The organism is Chloroflexus islandicus (assembly GCF_001650695.1).
Classification (GTDB): Bacteria; Chloroflexota; Chloroflexia; order Chloroflexales; family Chloroflexaceae; genus Chloroflexus; species Chloroflexus islandicus.
Genome location: NZ_LWQS01000045.1, coordinates 50527 through 70036, shown reverse-complemented (window position 1 = coordinate 70036; position 19510 = coordinate 50527). Strand labels below are relative to the sequence as shown.

Sequence of the window (19510 nt, the reverse complement as noted above, 5' to 3'; positions counted from 1 at the left end):
TGAGAGCGAGCCAGCGGCAGCGACGGAGCGCGGGCGGCTCGCCCGCGGATGGGGAGCGGCGGGCCAGCGGCCCGCGCCCCTGGTATCGCGTGCGGAGCGCGGGCGACTCGCCTGCTGGCCAGTCGTCTGCTACGGCGATGTGTCATCCCTCTTGCAAAAACTCCAGCACCAGTTGGTGGAAGCGGTCAGCCGCTTCGATCATCGGGAAGTGACCACAGTTGGGGATAATTTCCAGCCGGGCGCGGGGCAACGCGCGCTGCGCCTCATACGCGCAACTCACCGGGAAGAGGTGATCTTCTTTCCCCCAGATGATCAAGGTTGGCTGGGTAATCTCGGTAAGGCGCGGCCACAACCCGCTGCCGCGCAGATCGTTGGCGTCATAAAACCGGCTCAGCGAGACCATCGTGCGCCGGATCGCGGGGTCGCTCAGCGTCTTTTGGCCACGTGCCACCAATTCAGGGGTAATGTAGCGATCGGGATTGGCAAACGCGGCGCGCAACTGCATCTTGACCACGAAGGGGAACGAGGAAAGGGCGGTAATCGCCTCGCCAAGGAAGGGCAGCGATCCGCCTTTGCGCATAAAGAGCGGCAATTGCATAAAGCCTTCGCTATCGGCAATGACGAGCCGTTCGACCCGCTGTGGATGGAGGATGGTTGTCGCCAAGGCATGCTTGCCACCCATCGAGTGCCCCACCACTGCCGCTTGGGCTACGCCAAAGGCTGTTAACACTCCGGCATTCAGATCGGCATAGCGGCGCAAGGTATAGACTGAGCCACCCGGTTTATCTGAGGCGCCAAACCCGAGCGCGTCGGGTGCGATGGCATGATAACCGGCTGCGGCGAGAGTCTGAATGGTTGGGATCCAATCGTCGGCGCTGACGACAAAGCCATGCAACAAGAGCACTGCCGGCCCTTGCCCAGCGGACAAGACGCGCAGGCGAAAGCCATCAACGGTGATCTGCCGTTCGCTGATCGTAGCCACGGACGTTGCTTGCATACGATAACGCTCCTTATGCTATGGATCTCACACGTGACGCAACGCTCCTTATGTTCCCTGTCACTGTAGCAGAGATGCCGCAGTGTGTCAGGCTACAACCCGGCAACGAACGGTTAAGGGTATCTATGGTACAATGCAGCCGCGGCATCGGGTCGCGCTAGACGTAACGTATTGCAAAGATCGATGATCTCACGCCAGTTCGCGTTGGGCGCCATTCTGGTCTCGTTGATCGTTGGCGCTGCCGGAATCTTCTTCTTTGTCAGTCAGCGGCTTGATCGCTGCGCTGCGCCTCCCTTTGTCGATCCCAATCTCTTGCCGAATGCCAATTTTGCCCTGATTGGCGAGGTGAGCGGTCTGCCTGACGGCTGGAGCCGCGGCGCCGGCGGCGTCGAATTGCGCGGTCCGGCGATCGATGGCCAAGGATTTGATCTCGATGGCGACGGGCGCGGTCTGCAACTGATCGGGATTGCCAACTATGCCCAAACGCCGCCAGTCGGGGTGCAACCCGGCATGACCTATTGTTTTACCGTTGCCGCGCTGACCGATTCGCTGTTGCGCTCTCCCACGCGCGTCCGGCTTGTCTTTGAGTGGTACGATGAGCGCGGCGAGGTGCGTGAACGCATGGCGACGTTGTGGCAGCCGGTCGCATTATGGACGCCGGAACGACCGCCGGCAGGATGGTCGGTCATTGGCGGGTATGCCCGTGCTCCGGCTACGGCTCGCGTCTTGCGAGTACGGATCGAGCCGTCGTCCGATGATCGCATCTACCTCGACATGCCGCGCCTGCAACGCGGCGGCCATCTCTTGCCGGCAGCGCAAGCCCTTGAGCCATCATTACCGTTAGTAATTGCGCCGTGGCCGGAAGGCTATCGAGCAGCGGTGGCGTTTACCTTCGATTGGGAAACGGCAATGGGCGGGTTGGTGCATTCGCGCTCGGTTGATGACCCACGCGCCGATGAAGACCCGCTTCTGCGCGGGATGCGCATGCGCACCGGCGTGGAAACGAGTATGGCTATCTTTGCCCGCTACAACGTGCGCGCGACCTACTATGCCACCGGCTATAACTTTCTCATGGGCAACCGTGAGCGGCGCCGGTTTATGGGTGATCCGGTGTTTACGTGGGCCTCGGCAGCCAACGGGTGGCGGAGCGATCGCTGGGTGAATCGCCCGTGGTTTAGCGATGATCCGTATGGGACGGTGGCGACTGACCCGGCGTGGTACTTTGGCGACCAGATCGAGCCGTTGCTGGCTGCCGGCCATGAGATACAGAGCCACACCTTTAGCCATCTCTACGGCGGCTATGCCGATGTGGCGACGTGGCGGGCTGATGTGGAAACGTGGAACGCAGTCGCTGCCGAGCGCGGCGTCGGCAATGCCCGCTCGCTCGCCTTCCCGTGGAGCAGCAGCGCCGGCATGAGCGACGCTAATTGGGATGTGATCGAACAAGTTGGCATCCGCTCGGTGACGCGCCTGAGCGATTACGGCCCCTACAATCTCTTCCCAACCGACGAACGCGGCCTGATCCGCGATCCGCAGTGCCGGTGGCTGCCCGGACGGGAAGGCCGGATCATCGCCTGCCCTGACTTCTATCTGACCCCAGCGCGGGCTGAGTTGGCGATCGCACAGATCGAGCGGGCTGTCGCCGTTGGCGGGATGATCGATATCTGGGCGCATACCGAAGAGGTAACGAGCGCGGCCCAACAAGCGGTGTGGGAAGATGTGGTATCCTACACCGTCAGGCGCGGCGATGTTTGGGTGGCGCCGTTGAGTGAGATTGCCGGTTGGCAGATCGCGCTCAAAACGCTTGATATAACTCAATTGACTCAGCCAGTCGGGACGCCTGAGCGAGGGAGCGGCAGCGCTGCGCAGCGGTATCGCCTGCACAATCCATCGCCCTACCCGCTGGTTGGTTTGATGATCGATCTGCCGGCGAGCACGGCTGACGTCGCGGTGAACAATGACATTATGCCGCGTGAACAATGGCAAGCTGGCAACAGGCTCAGGATCGATCTGGCCGCTGGCCAAACTGTAGAGGTGACGTTGTGGCCAACACGATCAAGCAGCCGCTAAATCAGACGACCGGTTGGCGCGCAATCGGGGCGGCGCTGATGGCGCGGCGCGGCGCGCTGCCATTGTACCAATGGCTGTGGCTGATCATCTGCATTGTCGGGGCATTGAGCGTCGCCTTGCCCCCGATCTTGACCCGTCCAATCATCTATTTCGCCGATGCTGAGGTTCGGTTCGATACGGCGCGCTATGGGCCGATCTACCAACCGGTAGCGCCCAATCTGACCGGAATGGACATCGCGATTGCCGATGCGACCGAAGCCTTACGCCTTGGCGCGTTGGCACGGGCTGATGTGCGGTTTGGCCTGCCCGATTTTCGGGTTGAGTATCTGTTGCCCGAACCGGGTGTGGTGGTAGTGCGCGGGATTGCTGGCAATGCGGTGGAAGCCAAGACGTTGGCCGATGCCGGCGCTGCCGAGCTGGTGCGCCAGATTCGGGCTGCCGGCGGGCGTGAAATCTTGCGCAATATGTTGGGCTGGCAGCTGTGGCAGGCGCTGAACGGCCAAACCCCCGTGCCAAACGATCGCTTCGCGTGGCTGTTGCGCGATATTCTGCGGCTTGATGCGCTGCCGCTCTCGCGCCCGATCGAGCCGTTTAGCACGCCGCGCACGCTGGCCGATCTGTCGGGGGAAGAGTTGAGCGATGTCGCTCGTGCGCTTGAGTCGCGCTACGATCTGTGGCGGTTTGCGATCAATACCCGCAATGCGACGCTTGATGCGCTGTGCGCTAGTGCCGGCATCACCGAGACGGCCACCCGCGAAGCAGCTTTGCGGAGTTGTGCTGCTGCCAATCCTGCCGCGGCGGCGGAATTGGCGGCGCGCGATCGGACGATTGCCCAACTGCGCGCGATTGATGCTGCAATCAACTATATGATCCGCGAAGCGGGGACGCGCTTTAATGCCGATCAGGTCAGCGCAGCGTACCGCATCCCGGCGGCGTTGCCCGCTGCCCCCGAACCGCGCTACGAGCTGCCATTGATCGCGCTGGCGGCCTTGGTCGGTGCGGCCTTGGGATTAGGTGGCATTGCGCTCGATCGCAGCGCCGGCGTGCTGCCAAAGTTGCAAGAGCTGTGGCAGTATCGTGAGTTGATCCGCAACCTTGTGCTGCGTGATTTACGTGCTCGCTATAAAGGCAGCACGCTTGGCTACCTCTGGACCCAGATCGCGCCGTTGGGCATGATGATGGTCTATGTGATCGTCTTTAGCTTTCTGCTGCCTAACGGCATTGCGATGTTTCCGGTATTTGTGATCGTCGGTCTGTTGCCGTGGAACTACACTGCTGAAGCGGTGCTCAATGGTACCCGCAGCATTATCGATAACGCCGCGCTGGTCAAGAAGGTCTACTTCCCGCGGGAAGTATTGCCGCTGGTCGCCGTTGGATCGAGTCTCCTCAATTTCATTCTTTCCTTGCCAATGATGTTGCTGGTGATCATCATTGTGCAAATGACAACCCTTGGCCGGCTCAATCTCAGTTGGACCATCATCTACCTGCCGGTCATTATGGCCTTGCAGACGGTGTTTCTGGCTGGGTTGGCGCTGCTGCTCGGTGCTGGCGCGGTCTTCTTTCGCGATGTCGTGCATCTGATCGGCATTGTGATCAATATTTGGTTCTTCCTCACCCCAGTTATCTACCCATTGAGCACGATTAGCGAAGGACTTGCGGCCCGGGTCATTCGCTGGCTCAACCCGTTGGCTTCGATCATCGAGTTCTACCGCGACATCATTTATGGGAATGTTGTGCCAGTTGGCTTGATCCCGACTCCCGGTGTGCCGTCGCTGAGCGCAATGCTGCGGGTGGGTGTCACCGCGCTGGTGGTGTTGGCCATCGGGTATTGGGTCTTCCAGCGCACCAGCCGTCATTTTGGTGAAGAACTATGAGTGTGGTTATAGAGTTTGATAACGTGTCGCGGCAGTTCGTGCGCCGCCAGAATGCCTCGACTATTCAAGAGCGGTTCATGGGGTTAATCCGTGGCTTGCCGCCGGCTGAGGCGTTCTGGGCGGTGCGCAATATCAGCTTTGCAGTCGAAGCAGGTCAAAGCATTGGCTTGGTCGGACACAACGGCGCCGGTAAGAGCACTATCCTCAAGTTGATGACGCGCGTGCTCGAACCGACGAGCGGGCGAGTAGCGACTCGTGGCCGGATTGCTGCTCTGCTCGAATTGGGCAGCGGCTTTCACCCCGAACTTACCGGGCGGGAAAATGTATTCCTTTACGGTTCGTTGATGGGTTTCAGTCGCAAAGAGATGCTGCGGAAAATGCCTGAAATTATTGAGTTTTCTGAGATTGGTCAATTTCTTGATACTGAAGTCAAACACTATTCATCGGGCATGTACACCCGGCTGGCCTTTGCCGTGGCGACGGCAGTGGAGCCGGATATTCTGATTACCGATGAGGTGTTGGCAGTAGGCGACGAGGCATTTCAGCGCAAGTGCATCGATCGCATTTACGGTTTTCGCCGCGCTGGCAAGACGATTGTCTTCGTATCGCATGCGCTCGATGTGGTGCGCTCGCTCTGCGATGTCGCGGTTTGGCTTGATCATGGCGAGATGAAGGCCTATGGCAGTGCGGTTGAGGTGGTTGATGCCTATTTGGTCGATGTGAATGAACGCGAACGGGCTGAATTTGAGCAGCGATCCAAGGAGGAGGAACCCGATCAAGAATGGCGCGAGCGGATGCGTCGCGGCACCCGGGAAGTCGAGATTGTGCGAGTGCAATTGCTCGATCAGGATGGAAACGAACGAGTAACCTTTCGTACCCACGAACCGCTGACCATCCGGATTCATTACGTGGCGCATGAACCGATTGAGCGACCGGTGTTTGGGGTGGGATTGCATCATGAAAGCGGTGCGTGGCTGACCGGGCCGAATACGGGCTTCGATGGCTACGTTATCCCGGCCATCGAAGGGGCTGGCATGATTGATTATCATATTCCGAAAATACCGTTGTTAGGCGGGCGCTATTTTGTGAGCGTTTCGGCAACTGATCATACCCAACTGCATGCCTTTGATGTCCATGATCGCATGTATCCTTTAATTATCCATAGTGATGGCGTCAAACAGCGTTACGGCATGTTGTTTACAGAAGGCGTTTGGCAGTGGCATCCATAAATCGTTTGCTGGTGATCTCGCAAGATGTGATTGGTCGCCGGATGGCTGGCCCCGGCATTCGGATGTGGGAAATCGCCCGGGTTCTGGCCAAGCATACACCGGTGACGCTGATCGCAACGAAGCCGATTGACCTTGATCCCTATCCCAATATCGAATTTGGTCATTACGCATTTGGCCAAGCTGGGGCGTTGCAGCCCTATCTAGCGCAGGCGCAAACCGTGCTCGCGAATGGTTTTGTCGCCCATGTGCATCCGGAATTGATCGATTTTCAAGGGAAACTTATTATTGATTTGTACGACCCCATCGTCTTAGAAAGCTTTGAAATCTTTCGCCACTATCCGTTGGCCGAGCGTGAGCGGATGTTTGCGCACGATGTAGCGACCCTCCGCCGGACGCTCATGCGTGGCGACCATTTCCTCTGCGCCACCGAGCGCCAGCGCGACTTGTACATTGGTGGTCTGTTGGCGCTGGGCCGGCTCAACCCGGCGTTGCTTGATGCCGATCCGTTGTTGCGCACGTTGATTGATGTGGTGCCGTTTGGGGTGAGCGATGTGCCGCCCCAAGCCAGTAGCCAGCCCGCTCTGCGCGGCGTGCTTGATGATCTCGGCGCCGATCACGAGATTATTCTGTGGAGTAGCGGTCTGTGGGATTGGCTCGATCCTCAGACGGTTGTGCGCGCGATGCCGCAGGTGTTGGCTCAGGTGCCAAATGCTCGCTTGGTGTTTCTAGCTGGACGGCATCCCGGCCCGGTACACGAGATGATCACTCCGAAACAGACCCGCCAGTTGGCTGCCGAGCTGGGCTTGCTCGGTCACGGCGTGCATTTTTATGAGGAATGGATCCCGTATGAGCGCCGGGCTGATTTCCTGCTGGAAGCGACCGTCATGGTATCATTACACCGCGAGCATCTCGAGACGCGCTACGCAGCGGTGCGTTCACGAGTGCTTGATCATTTATGGGTTGGCAAACCAACAGTGCTGAGTACTGGGGATGCAGCAGCAGAGCTCATTGTTGCCCATAACGCCGGTGAAGCAGTGCCCATTGGTGATGTCGATGCAGTTGCTGCCGCTCTGATCCGTTTGTTGGCCGATCCGCAACGCCGAATAGCGCAGAGTGTGAATGCAGCGAAGCTGGGCCAACAATTGCGTTGGTCGCAGGTGGTGCAGCCGTTGATTCGGATGCTTACTGCATCGCTGCCAGTTGGCACTGCACCGATGCAATGGCATAGAGACCATGAAATAGCTGTGGTGGATGTAGATGTACCATCTCAGGAGGAAACTATATCTATGGTTACATCTGATATTGACCAGACATCTGCAATACTGCACAGAGTGCGTAATGATGCAATCAAAGCGCAGGAACAGATCTGGCAAATTGAACAACCGGCATCAGGCGGGTTGTCGTGGCGTTGGTTGCAACAAAAGATCTGGTTTCTGCTCATGAAGCCCCAACGCGATTACAATGCAGCCGTGTTGCGATCAATGTACGCACTGTCCGAACAAATTGATCACACGACCCGATTGCTCTTTGATGTCTCTACGCGGTTGGAACAACGGGCGCAGACGCTGGAACAACGGGCGCAGACGCTGGAACAACGGGCGCAGACGCTGGAACAACGGGCGCAGACGCTCGAACAGCTCGTGCAGGAGCTAAGACTACGGGTGACAAATCTCGAAGATGGAATGCAAGATCATAACCATCGTCAAGTGACCGAGATTCATCAAATTGGCCAACAAATCCGTGATTTTGCCGACCAATTAGCTGGTCTGGAAGAGACCACTGCCCAAGTATTGGCCCATATCGGTGGTGTTCCGGCGTTGCCGCCTCAGCAAGAATAGCAATGATATGCGAGTTGTTGCCATTGTTTTGAGTTGGAATGCTGCTGCAGCGACCTTAGCTTGCCTTGAGTCATTACATCAGCAATCAATGCCGGTGGAGATTGTCGTTGTCGACAACGCTTCACAAGATGATACGATCGCCCAAATTACCCAGCGCTATCCCGATGTGCGGCTTATCTGCAATGAGCGTAATCTCGGTTTTGCTGGCGGAATGAATACCGGGATCCGCACCGTTCTCGCCGATCCATCGCCGCCTGATGCCGTCATTTTGCTCAATCAGGATACTATCCTCGATCCGATGTGCATCGAACATCTGGTTATGCCATTGGCGACTGATGAACAAGTGGCGGCTGTTGGCGCCAAGATTCGCTATCCTGATGGCACGATCCAGCACGCGGGCGTGAGGCTGGAATGGCCGCGGGCGGTTGTGCAGCATATTGGATGGCACGAGCCCGATACGGGCCAGTACGATACTGTACAGGAATGCGAGTTTGTCACCGGCGCCGCTATCGCGTTACGCACCGCAGCGCTTGATCCAGAACATACGCTGGATGAAGGTTTTGTTCCGGCGTATTTTGAAGATCTTGATCTCTGTTGGCGTTTACGCCGGGCAGGGTGGAAAATTGTATACAACCCAATGGCCACGTTAGGCCATCACGAGTCGCTCTCGCTGCGTGATGAGTTGCAACGTAGCAGCTACTATAATCGCGGTCGCTTACGCTTTGTCCTGAAGCATTATACCCTGTCTGATCTCTTCGAGTCGTTCTTTCCCGCCGAGTGCGCCCATGCTGAGCGCTATGCGCTGTGGCCAGTCGAAGGGCGTGCGCTCCGTTGGGCTTACGCAGAGACGTTGTTGCATCTACGTGAAATCTTGGTGGCGCGACGGCAGCTTGATCCGACATTCCAACCAGCGGATGAAGATCAGTTGATTGGGTTCATGCGATGCCTGCAGCGGGCGCAAGCCCGTGCGCTGTGGCGGAATGCGCACCAGCGCGCTGATTGGATGTTTAACCATTCATAGACATCTTATGAAATCACAAGCACTCTACGGGGTTGAATACACCTTATTCGATCCATTGCCAGCACGGCTGGTCGAAAATGAACCACTCTTGATTACATTGCAGTTGCGCAATACCGGCTTGACTCCGTGGTTGGCGACTGGCTATCCGGTCATGCTGGTCGTGCGTTGGAAAACCCTTGATGGGATCGTTGTGCAAGAGCTGCCATGGCAACCACTCCCACGACCGGTACCGTGCGGTGATGCTATCACCATCGAGTTGCGGGTGACAGCGCCAGCCGCGGCGGGTGAGTATGTGTTTACCATCGAGCTGGTTGAACACATGATCGCTTGGTTTCACGAGCGAGGCGTGGCACCATTTTGTTCACCAATGACGGTGGAGCCGCCGCGCAATCCACGGATTACTATTATCAACGGCAATTGTTTAGCAAATGATGCGGTAGGAACCCATGTAGCGGCGCAGGTGCAGGCATTGGCGGAAGCTGGGTTTCAGCCGTTGTTATTGACGAGCTTTGTTGATGAACGATTGCCACGAGCGTTGCGCCGGTTTATGGTGGTTGTACGGCCTGATGATATTATCAATCCTACTGACTATAGCCGGTCATTCGCTGAGCATTTTCGCCGCTCGGCTGCTATTATTGTAAACTATTCGACCTATTACGATCTTGTCGAACTGATCCGGATTGCACCGGCGCCAGTGCTGTTTGATTATCACGGCGTCACCCCGCCGCAAATTTGGGGGGTTGGGCAGCCGGGGTACGAAGATGTAGCGCGTGGCTTAGCCAATGTGCATCTCGTTCAGTTCGCCGATTATGCCGTGGCCCACAGTCAATACATGGTCGATGAGCTGGTGGCGACCGGTCTGATCGCGCCCAGCCGGACTAGTGTCTTACCGTATCCGGTCACGCGCGATGCAGCGTACGCTGGGCCGCCCGATCCCCAGTTGCAACAGCAATACGGTTTGGCGGGGAAACGGGTGTTGTTGTATGTGGGTCGTATGGCGCGCAATAAGCGAATTCATATCCTTGTGGAAGCGCTGCCATTGATCCGCGCGCAGTACCCTAACACGGTATTGTTGCTAGTGGGTGAAACCGGTCACGCTTACGCGGGGTATGTCGCGGAAACAAAGGCGCGCGCGGAAGAGTTAGGGGTGGCCGATGCCGTGATCTTTACCGGCGCTCAAAATCGTGATCAGATCGGCGCTTTCTACCAGTTGTGCGATGTCTTTGTGATGGCGAGCATCCATGAAGGCTTTTGTATGCCAGTCATGGAGGCAATGGCGCTAGGCAAACCGGTGGTGGCGGCGGCGGCTACGGCATTGCCTAGTACCGTCGGTGATGCCGGCCTCCTCTTTACCCCGGATGATCACGAGGAGTTGGCGCAGCAGGTGTTGCGCGTGCTCGCTGCGTATGAAGAGCCGTCGCCTGATCCACTCGATAGCGCCCAAGCCCAACACCTCCTGCGCAACCGCCCGATAGCCTTCGTGACGCCACGGTATGGCCGCGATGTGTTAGGCGGCGCCGAGCGCGGCGCGCAAGTGTGGGCCGAACAATTGGCGGCCCGCGGGTTTACCGTCGAGGTTTTAACAACCAATGCCATTGATTTGGCTGGCTGGCGTACGGCACCATTGCTCGAAATCGAAGTGATTAATGGCGTTACAGTGCGCCGGTTTGCGGTTGATCCGGTCGATCCGAGCGGCTTTCACGAGGTACAGATGAAAGCCGCTCGGGGTGAGGTTATTACCCGGCGGGACGAAGAGCGGTTTATGCAGCATAACCTGCGGAGCCGGGCGCTCGAGGAGTATATTGCCCGTTACCGCAACGAGTATGCCGCCTTTATCTTCACCCCGTATCTGTTTGGTACGACGTATTACGCTGCGAAACAGGCCGGCGATCGCGCTTTTCATATCCCATGTCTGCACGATGAGCCGGCAGCGCAATTTGCCATCTTCCGCGAGATGTTAGAAGAAGCGCGCGGTATCTTCTTTAATACCGCCGCCGAAGAGCGCCTAGCGCGGCAGAAGCTGCGTATAGCTAATCCATTTTCAACCGTGCTTGGCTATGGCTTTCCTGATGATCCAGTACCCGGCGATCCGGAACGATTCTATCGCTATGCCGGTTGGCAAGCACCATTTTTGCTCTATAGCGGCCGGTTGGAAGAAGCTAAGAATGTACCATTATTAATTGAGTGGTTTCTATCTTATAAAGCAAGTCATCCTGAGAGCAATCTCAAACTAGCGTTGACCGGATTGGCCCATGTCCCCTTACCTCATCGATCGGACGTCGTCCACTTAGGAGTTGTTGAGCGGGATGTGTTAGTAGATGCATACGCAGCTTGTCTTGCGCTGTGCCAGCTTTCATTAAATGAAAGCTTCTCAATCGTCATGATGGAGGCATGGCAGCAGGGAAGGCCAGTCATCGTGCATGCCGATTGCGCGGTTACCCGTGAACATGTTGAGCGTAGCGGCGGCGGATACGCTTGCGAGAGTGCGGCAAGTTTTAGCGCAGCGGTTGATCAATTGCTGGCCGAGCCGGAAATGGCTGCGGCCTTGGGTGAGCGCGGGCGGGCGTATGTACAAGCTAACTTCGGCTGGAGCGTGCTCGTCGATCGCATGATCCGCGCATTGGCAACGTCCTTGCAGCCGCGACCATTAGTAACGGAATTGGCCCAACGCGGTATCCGGCGGGCGCTCGATTTTACCTATGCGCGCTTTGAAGCGCATCTCATCGGGTTGATCCAGCATCTCTGCCAGCAGAGCGCCGGTTGGCACCTGTTCGAGCAGGTGCAGGACCGGTTGGCTGCACTGGCGAATAGTTATGGTGGGTTAGCCAACGAACCCGAACCGGCGCCGGTCATGGCCCGTGTCCGCCGATGGGTGGATCGGTTGCGTCATCAGACCCATCCTTCTGCAGGGCTCCCGCCGGTGAACGGCCATCAGCACGAGCAGCACGCAGTGATGCAACTCGTCGCTGAATTACTCGATCTGCTCGCCTATACTCGCCACGAGCAGCGCCGGCTTGAGCGCGAATTGGCCCTGTTGCGCGATCGAATAGCCATTGAGAAACCGAATGCACCGTAAACGGGTCTTGTTCCCATTGCATTGGTGATAAACGAGCCGTTGCTGGTTGCACGAATTGCACCGGCAACGGCGTTGATTATTCTGGCGGGAGGGATTGAGTCGCTCCTAGCACCCTTGTCTGGTTATGGAGGTGTTCGATACATCTGCTATGCTGGTAGCAGTGAATGTATCGTTACAGCCGGGAGTTGTTCTATGAAGCGCTCTACTACCCTGCCCATCCTGCTCATAGCGACGCTGTTGATACTTGCTACGGTGATCCCATCTCCAACGGCACAAGCCGGCTATGCCGATCAACCGCCACCGCTGCCGGGTTGGACGCACCCAGTCTCCTATGGCCTTGGTGTAGATACGACTGCCCGCCACGGGATCAATCTTGGTAATGCGCCAATTATTCGCAGTTCGCCAGTGATTGCCGAAATTGATGGAAATGCGGCCAATCACAAAGAGGTAGCGGTTGTGACCAGTGATGGCTTCTTGCACGTGCGTCGAGCGAATGGAACGCAACTCTGGTCGCCGGTGCAGTTGTTGCCGGCGCCATGTTCGCCGCAAAGCGGCGATCATGTGGGGAATAGTAATCCGGTGGTTGGTGAGTTGCTCAGCGATGGCGTGCCGTACATTGTGGTAGGGTATGGCTCCATACTGCCATCCAATTGTGATGGTGGGATTGTCGCTGTGAATGGCCAGACCGGCCAGATTGTATGGCGGTTTAGCTTGCGCCAGTGGCAACAGCAACAGGGTTACGCACAAGAGGAACTCTATGGGGTAGGTGGGTCGGTTGCATTAGCTGATGCTGATGGTGATGGTAAAATGGAGATCGCTTTCGGCGGCTTTGATCGCAACCTCTACCTGCTCAGCGCCGTTACTAGCACCACCTATACGGTACGCTGGTATTACCATGCCGCTGATACCATCTGGTCAACGCCGATTTTCTACAATATTGACAACGATCCTGAGCTTGAGCTGTTAGCGGCCACCGATATTACTGCTAACGATCAGCTCTTGCCACCAACCCAAGACGGCGGTTTTCTGTACGCCTTTGATATTGCCCCGCGCACCCCCAAACGGATCGAATTCCACACCGGCTTTATTTGGCGCACCTACGTCGATCAGGCGCTCTATTCGTCGCCGGCCATTGGTGATGTGTTAGCCAGCAATCCCGGCAGCGAATTGGTGATCGGTTCGAGTTGTTGGTTGCCGGTTAGCCCTATTAACATTCCTGTCACGAAGAAGGGGCGTTGGGTTAAGATCTTTCGCTTGAGCGATGGTGCAGTGTTACAAACGCTCAATGCTCCTGAATGCGTCGAGTCATCGCCAGCGCTCGGTGATATCGACGGGGATGGCAAACTCGAGATTGTCGTGAATGTGGGGTGGGCAGGCGATAATGGCATCCCTCATAGCGAAACGATCGCGTGGGATCCTGAAAACCCCACGCCGAAATGGCGCACTATTCCATATAGCGCCAACTTTTCGCTTGATCCGAATGTGCGCTTTAACGATCCGAACGGCGGCAATTTGCAGTCGCCAGTCATCGCTGATATTAATGGCGATGGAATCGTTGAGGTCGTAACGGCTAATTTCTGGAGTGTGGTCATTTTACGCGGTTACGATGGCCAGCAGATGACCTGCTATCTCTCGCCGGCATGCGGCGCTCAGCCATCGCTCTATGCGTGGTATACCGTAAAATCGACGCCGGCGGTAGGTGATATCAATGGTGATGGGGTGCTGGATGTCGTGATCGGCGGCGGGCATCAATTTGTCAATGGCCCTAGCGCGGAGCCGCCGATTACGGCCCATCTCTATGCGTGGACGAATCTGGCTACGGTCTTTCCGGGCCAAACACCGCCATCCGGCTACCAGACGGCTCCGGCTTACAGTGCGCCATGGCCGCAATTCCGCCGGTCGGCTACCAATGATGGCGTCCTCAACGTTCCCGGTTTACAGGCGGCAATAACTGAGCTGTTTGTGCTTACCGATGGTTCGACGCCGGAGACGTATGAAATCGCGTTGAGCTCGCGCGATGGTTCGTCGCTCAATCTTAGTTTGAGCGAAAGCGGCGATAGCCAGAATATTATCTCGGCCACGCTGAGTAGCCCAACGGTGAGCGGCACTACGCCAAGCCGGGTCGTGATGACGGTGAATGCAGCCAGCGTGGCGAACGGTGTTTACCCCGTTACGTTGACTGTCAGTGCGCCTAGTTTGCCGGCAGTCACCATTAACGTTACGGTACGAAAAGTTACGGTGGTGTATCGTACGTTGACGCCGTACATTGCCCGTTAGTTGCGTGCTCCTGTCGTCAAGCGAACGCTGGTGCGCCGATTCAGGGCCGCCGGCGTTCGCTGTGTTGGTCACTATGCTATAATTGGCCGGAAAAGCTTTTGATTGATGCAAGAGGTAGATGATCCATGACCCATCTTATCACTGGCGGCGCAGGATTTATCGGCTGTAATTTGGCCGATTACTTGCTCCGCCATGGCGAACAGGTGACGATTGTTGATAATCTGAGCCGGCCGCGCACGCCGCTCAATCTGGCTTGGCTGCAAGAGCGGTATGGCGACCGGCTGCGCTTTGTGCAAGCCGATATTCGTGATGCTGCCGCTATGCAGGCCGTGATTCCCGGCCATCGCATCGTCTATCACCTTGCCGGCCAAGTCGCCGTTACCACCTCGGTGAAAGATCCGCGCAGCGATTTCGAGATTAATGCGCTCGGTACGCTCAATATTCTCGAAGCGGCCCGTCTTGCCCCTGAACCGCCCGCCGTCTTTTTCGCGTCAACCAATAAGGTGTATGGCGGGATGGAGACGGTGGCGGTGGTTGAAGAAGCCACCCGCTATCGCTACCGTGATCTGCCGGACGGCGTGCCTGAGCACCAGTTGCTCGATTTCCATTCGCCCTACGGGTGCAGCAAAGGCGCCGCCGACCAGTATGTGCGCGATTATGCCCGCATCTACGGCCTCAAGACGGTGGTCTTCCGCCAGTCATGCATCTATGGCCCGCGCCAGTTTGGGGTTGAGGATCAGGGTTGGGCGGCGCACTTTGCGATCGCGGCTCTGCTCGAACGCCCGATTACGATCTATGGCGATGGCAAGCAGGTGCGCGATATGCTGTACGTCGATGATCTGATCGCGGCGTATATGGCAGCGCTCGAGCGGATTGATCAGGTGAGCGGCCATATCTACAATATCGGCGGCGGCCCCCATAATGCCTTGTCGATTTGGGCTGAGTTCGGCCCGGTGCTGAGCCGTTTGATTGGCCGCGAGATCTCGGTGCGCTATAGCGAGTGGCGGCCCGGCGACCAGCCGGTTTATATTAGCGATATTACGCTGGCCAAGCAGGAATTGGGCTGGGAACCGCGTGTTTCGGTCTACGAGGGTATTGAGCGCATGGTGGGCTGGATCCGCGATAACCTGCATTTGTTCCGCTAAAGCTTGGCGTAGCGCCTGATCCCACCGGGATGGAGTGTGGCAGTCTAACTCCCGCATACCTGCCGTTTGGCGTAGCGCCTGATCCCACCGGGATGGCGTGCGGTTGTACACTGCCGCACGTTCATAGGAGTATCCTACAATGACTTCTCATGGCCCGATCATCGTCAATCCACGCGACGACGAGCCGCTTGCGGCGGCGGTTGCGCGTGCGTTGAGCAACCCGGCGGTTGACCATAGCCAATTGGCTGTTCTTAGCGAGTTGCTGGCCCGCGATGCGTATCTGGCCGAGCAAGTGAATGCCTTGCGTGCGTTATGGGCAATGACGCCGCTGGCCGATCCACTGCTGGTTCGCTTGCACCGCCGCTTGGCGTGGGGGCTGGCGGGGCCGGAGTTAGCCCGGATGTATGAAACGCTCGCCACGCTGACTCGTATTGTCGAGAGCTTGATTGCTCATCTCGATACTGAACGGGCGGCCCGGCAGGCGCTGGCCGAACGCTTGGCCGCGCTGGAAGAATAACCTGCGCTCGCATGCTGTATGGGCATAGCGGCGCTATGCCTCTTGCCATCTCTATCTTATGCATCCGCACCTTGTTTGGCATTCAACCTTCGCTTCGCCAACCGGCTATAGCAGCTCGTCACAAGCGATTGTGGCTGCGCTGACCGATGCCGGTTTACCGGTGCGCCCGCTCTACTTGTTCGATGTCGATGTCGTCGAGCATATCTACGGCGTCATCCCGCCGCATATCCGCTCGCTGCAACAGTTGCCCATCCGGCTTGATGTGCCGCAGGTGGTGTATGGCCGTGGCGACCTGTTTTGCAAGAATAGCGGTGCGTATCGGATCGGTTTTACGATGCTCGAAACTGACCGCCTGCCCGCCTCTTGGGTTGAACAGGCTAACTTAATGGATGAGGTCTGGACGCCAACGGCGTGGGGGCGGGAGGTGTTTATGGCGAGCGGTGTGGTAAAGCCGGTCTATGTCGTACCGCTCGGAGTGGATCTAGCGGTTTTTGCTCCCGGCCCGGCGCGCCGCGATCTGGCCGATCGCACCGTCTTTCTCTCGGTTTTCGAGTGGAGTAAGCGTAAGGGGTGGGATGTGCTGGTGGCGGCCTACCGGGCCGCCTTTCAACCGCACGATCCGGTGGTGTTGGTGGTGAAGATCGACCATCGTGCCCCCGGCAACCCGCTGCGCGAGCTGGCGGCGGCGCTCGGCGAGCAGGCTCCGCCGGTGGCAGTGCTCTACAACCAGACCTTTAGCCCAGCGCGCATGGCCGAACTCTACCGCAGTGCCGATTGTTTTGTCTTGCCCAGCCGGGGCGAGGGGTGGGGTATGCCGGCGCTTGAGGCGATGGCGTGCGGGGTGCCGGTGATCGCCACGGCTTGGAGCGGCCTGACCGCGTTTCTTGATGAGACGTGCGGTTATCCCTTGCCGATCCGCGGCTTAACGCCGACCGGCGCCAACCGCATCCCTTACGCCGGTGCGCAGTGGGCCGAGCCAGACGTTGATGCGCTGGTGGAGTTGTTGCGGCGGGTGCATCGCCAGCGCGACGAGGCCCGCGCCCTCGGTGCGCAAGCCGCTATCCGGGCCCGTGAGTGGCCGTGGCAGCGGAGCGCGCAGACCATCCTCGACCGGTTGCACGCCATCGGATAGAGGCAAAGACGCAAAGGGAGCAGAGGCGCAGAGGATGATATAACGCAGAGACGCAAAGGGCGCTAAGGTTTTTTGGAAAATGGCAAAAGCACGCTAGAGGCTATCACAACAACAGCTTAGCGTCCTTTGCGCTCTTCGCGCCTTTGCGTTTACCATCCTTCGCGCCTTTGCGTTAAACCCTTCGCGTCTTTGCCCCCTCTGCGTCTTTCACTTGGTAGCGGCGTCGAGCGCCTCTCCCACCCGCAGCACTTCGTCGAGGGTGTTGTAGAAGTGGGGCGCGATGCGCACACCCGCGCCGCGCGGCGTCACTACAATCCCTGCCTCGTTGAGCCGGTGGGAGACAGCGTTGGGATTCTCGACCAGCGCCACCACAATCCCGCTACGGTGTTCGGGGGCGGTATCGGCGGCCAGTTGGTAGCCGCGTTCGCGCAGATCATCGATTAGCGCCGCTACCAGCGTGTTAATCTGGCGCTCAATCTGTTCGATCCCTACCTCTTGCAGCATCGTTACTGCCGCTAAGAGGGCGAGATTATTGGCTACATTCGGCGTACCGAGCGTAAACCGTTCGGCGGTTTCGGGCAGGGTTAGGTTGTAATCGAGATAATTCTGCCCGCTCACACTGCTGGCCGCGCCAACATACGCTCCCGGCACAAGATCGCGGATCAGCTCGCGTCGCACGTAGAGAAAGCCGCTCCCCGGCGTTGACAGCAACCACTTCTGCGAACCGCAGGCCAGCATATCGATGTGCCACGCCTGCACATCGAGCGGGAAGGCGCCGAGGGTCTGGATCGCATCCACCACGAAATAGATCCCGCGTTCGCGGCAAATTTGGCCCACCGCGGCTAGATCATTGCGAAAGCCGGTGGCAAACATTGCCGTGCTGAGGGCAATCACGCGGGTGCGGTGGTCGATCCGGCGCGCGAGGAGGTCAAGGTCAAGGCCGCCTTTGTGTTGCGGCACCACCTTCACCAGCACACCCCGGTACGCCAACTGCTGCCACGGATAGACATTCGCGGGATAATCGCCATCGAGCACCAGCACATTATCGCCGGGCCGCAGCGGCAAACTGACGGCAGCGGTATTGATGCCGGCGGCAGTGTTGGGCATCAGTACGATCTCGTCGGGCGAGGCAGCATTGATCAGGCGGGCCAGCCGCTGCTTGAGTTCGGCAAACTGGGCCATCACCTGCGGAAAGACGGCCAGAAACGGCTCGCGGGCAGCGTGGTCGAGGTAGGCTTGCACGGCAGCCTGTACCCGCCGGCTCAGCGGCGAGACAGCGGCGTGGCTGAGGAAGGCGTAGCGTTCGGTGATCGGAAACTCGGCGCGGTAAGCGGCAACATCGATCGTCATGCGGGTGATTCCTCAAGAAACTCGGTCAGAATAGCGTGATACTCTTGTGGACGTTCGAGCATCGGGAGATGGCCGCACTGCTCGATCCAGACCAGCCGGCAGCGCGGGATGCGCGAGGCGGCGACCGGCGCGCCGGGAGGCGGCATAATCTGGTCGTGGCGGCAGGCGATAATCAAGCTCGGCGCGCGCACAGCGGCCATCGCGCCGCTGATCGTCGGGCTGCCGGCGCCGCGCGCCGTTTCCAGTGCCGTGCGCTGCTCCATGGCGAGAAAATCGGCAAACGTCTCGCGTAAGATGCCGTGATCGGCGGGGAGCCGGTAGAAGAAGCGATTGCCGACCAGCCGCATAATCGGCTGTACGTCGAGCATCCATGGGCGGCGTAGCGCTAGCCACAGCGCCATCAGATGGTGAATCGACGCCACTACCCGCCGCTCGCGTTCGTCGCGGAAGGTGCTGAAGCTGGTTAAGACAAGGCGCGTCACCCGGTCAGGGTAACGGGCGGCCACATGCACGGCGACTGCCGCGCAGAGCGAGTGGCCGTTGATTGCAAACCGCTCGATTCCCAGCGAGTCGGCAAACGCGATCACCCAATCGGCCAGCCGCTCCAGCGAGAGCCTCCCGGTCAGCGGTGGCGACGAACCGAAACCGGGCAGATCGGGTGCGATCAAGGTATAGCGATCGGCCAGATCGCGCAGGGTGTAGTGCCACAGGCGTGACGAACCACCCCAACCGTGCAGTAACAGCAACGGCGCGCCTTGGCCGGCGCGGCGAAAACTGGTGCGCAGTCCGGCCACCGCGGTTTCAGCATTCGATGCAGCAAGTGTCGCCATAGCCACCATATCCCTTTGCACGGAGATCCTGCCGATATGATACCAGATTTGTTGACGTGCGGACAAAGCGTAGTCGCATTATCGTCAACTTGTAAATGATTTTGTAACCATTTCCCCGCTTGACACAAGCCTAAGCGCTGTGCTACACTATCGG

General features: G+C 58.3%; 13 protein-coding genes. 10 read left to right on the top strand and 3 right to left on the bottom strand.

Going from position 1 to position 19510, the window contains the following annotated elements:
* Positions 1-142 precede the first annotated feature (142 nt).
* Positions 143-997: an alpha/beta fold hydrolase gene (locus A6A03_RS07840; protein WP_066785959.1), complete on the bottom strand. Its 855-nt coding sequence runs from the start codon at positions 995-997 to the stop codon at positions 143-145.
* Positions 998-1180: 183 nt separating this feature from the next.
* On the opposite strand from A6A03_RS07840, the gene A6A03_RS07835 reads away from it, so the two are divergent.
* The 10 genes from A6A03_RS07835 to A6A03_RS07790 all read left to right on the top strand — a co-directional run bounded on the left by A6A03_RS07835 (position 1181) and on the right by A6A03_RS07790 (position 17176).
* On the top strand, positions 1181-3067 hold the full coding sequence (locus tag A6A03_RS07835; RefSeq protein ID WP_066785955.1) for a polysaccharide deacetylase family protein: 1887 nt from the start codon (positions 1181-1183) through the stop codon (positions 3065-3067).
* The gene (locus tag A6A03_RS07830) at positions 3040-4941 is read left to right on the top strand and encodes an ABC transporter permease (RefSeq protein WP_066785948.1); all 1902 of its coding nucleotides are present in this window, start codon (positions 3040-3042) and stop codon (positions 4939-4941) included. The genes A6A03_RS07835 and A6A03_RS07830 overlap by 28 nt, the downstream gene beginning before the upstream one ends.
* On the top strand, positions 4938-6170 hold the full coding sequence (locus tag A6A03_RS07825; protein ID WP_066785941.1) for an ABC transporter ATP-binding protein: 1233 nt from the start codon (positions 4938-4940) through the stop codon (positions 6168-6170). Before A6A03_RS07830 ends, A6A03_RS07825 begins: the two co-directional genes overlap by 4 nt.
* Entirely contained in the window at positions 6158-8008 is a 1851-nt protein-coding gene (locus A6A03_RS07820; RefSeq protein WP_245668893.1) for a glycosyltransferase family 4 protein, read from the top strand. Before A6A03_RS07825 ends, A6A03_RS07820 begins: the two co-directional genes overlap by 13 nt.
* A 7-nt stretch (positions 8009-8015) precedes the next feature.
* Complete coding sequence (locus tag A6A03_RS07815; RefSeq protein ID WP_156525296.1) at positions 8016-9029, top strand: glycosyltransferase family 2 protein; 1014 nt, start codon at positions 8016-8018, stop codon at positions 9027-9029.
* Between the two features lie 7 nt (positions 9030-9036).
* On the top strand, positions 9037-12105 hold the full coding sequence (locus A6A03_RS07810) for a glycosyltransferase family 4 protein (RefSeq protein ID WP_066785934.1): 3069 nt from the start codon (positions 9037-9039) through the stop codon (positions 12103-12105).
* Between the two features lie 192 nt (positions 12106-12297).
* A complete protein-coding gene (locus A6A03_RS07805) occupies positions 12298-14382 on the top strand; it encodes an FG-GAP repeat domain-containing protein (protein ID WP_066785933.1) in 2085 nt (694 codons plus the stop codon).
* Positions 14383-14507: 125 nt separating this feature from the next.
* Positions 14508-15527, top strand: a complete 1020-nt coding sequence (locus A6A03_RS07800; protein ID WP_066785932.1) for a GDP-mannose 4,6-dehydratase — start codon at positions 14508-14510, stop codon at positions 15525-15527.
* Between the two features lie 139 nt (positions 15528-15666).
* Positions 15667-16044 carry a hypothetical protein gene (locus A6A03_RS07795; protein ID WP_066785931.1) on the top strand — a complete coding sequence of 126 codons (378 nt, stop codon included), beginning with the start codon at positions 15667-15669 and terminating at the stop codon, positions 16042-16044.
* 58 nt (positions 16045-16102) lie between these two features.
* On the top strand, positions 16103-17176 hold the full coding sequence (locus tag A6A03_RS07790; protein ID WP_066785929.1) for a glycosyltransferase: 1074 nt from the start codon (positions 16103-16105) through the stop codon (positions 17174-17176).
* 207 nt (positions 17177-17383) lie between these two features.
* Here A6A03_RS07790 and A6A03_RS07785 read toward each other — a convergent pair whose 3' ends face one another.
* On the bottom strand, positions 17384-18526 hold the full coding sequence (locus A6A03_RS07785) for an aminotransferase class V-fold PLP-dependent enzyme (protein ID WP_066785927.1): 1143 nt from the start codon (positions 18524-18526) through the stop codon (positions 17384-17386).
* Positions 18523-19356, bottom strand: coding sequence for an alpha/beta fold hydrolase (locus A6A03_RS07780; protein WP_066785975.1), 834 nt, complete (start codon positions 19354-19356; stop codon positions 18523-18525). Before A6A03_RS07780 ends, A6A03_RS07785 begins: the two co-directional genes overlap by 4 nt.
* Positions 19357-19510 lie beyond the last annotated feature (154 nt).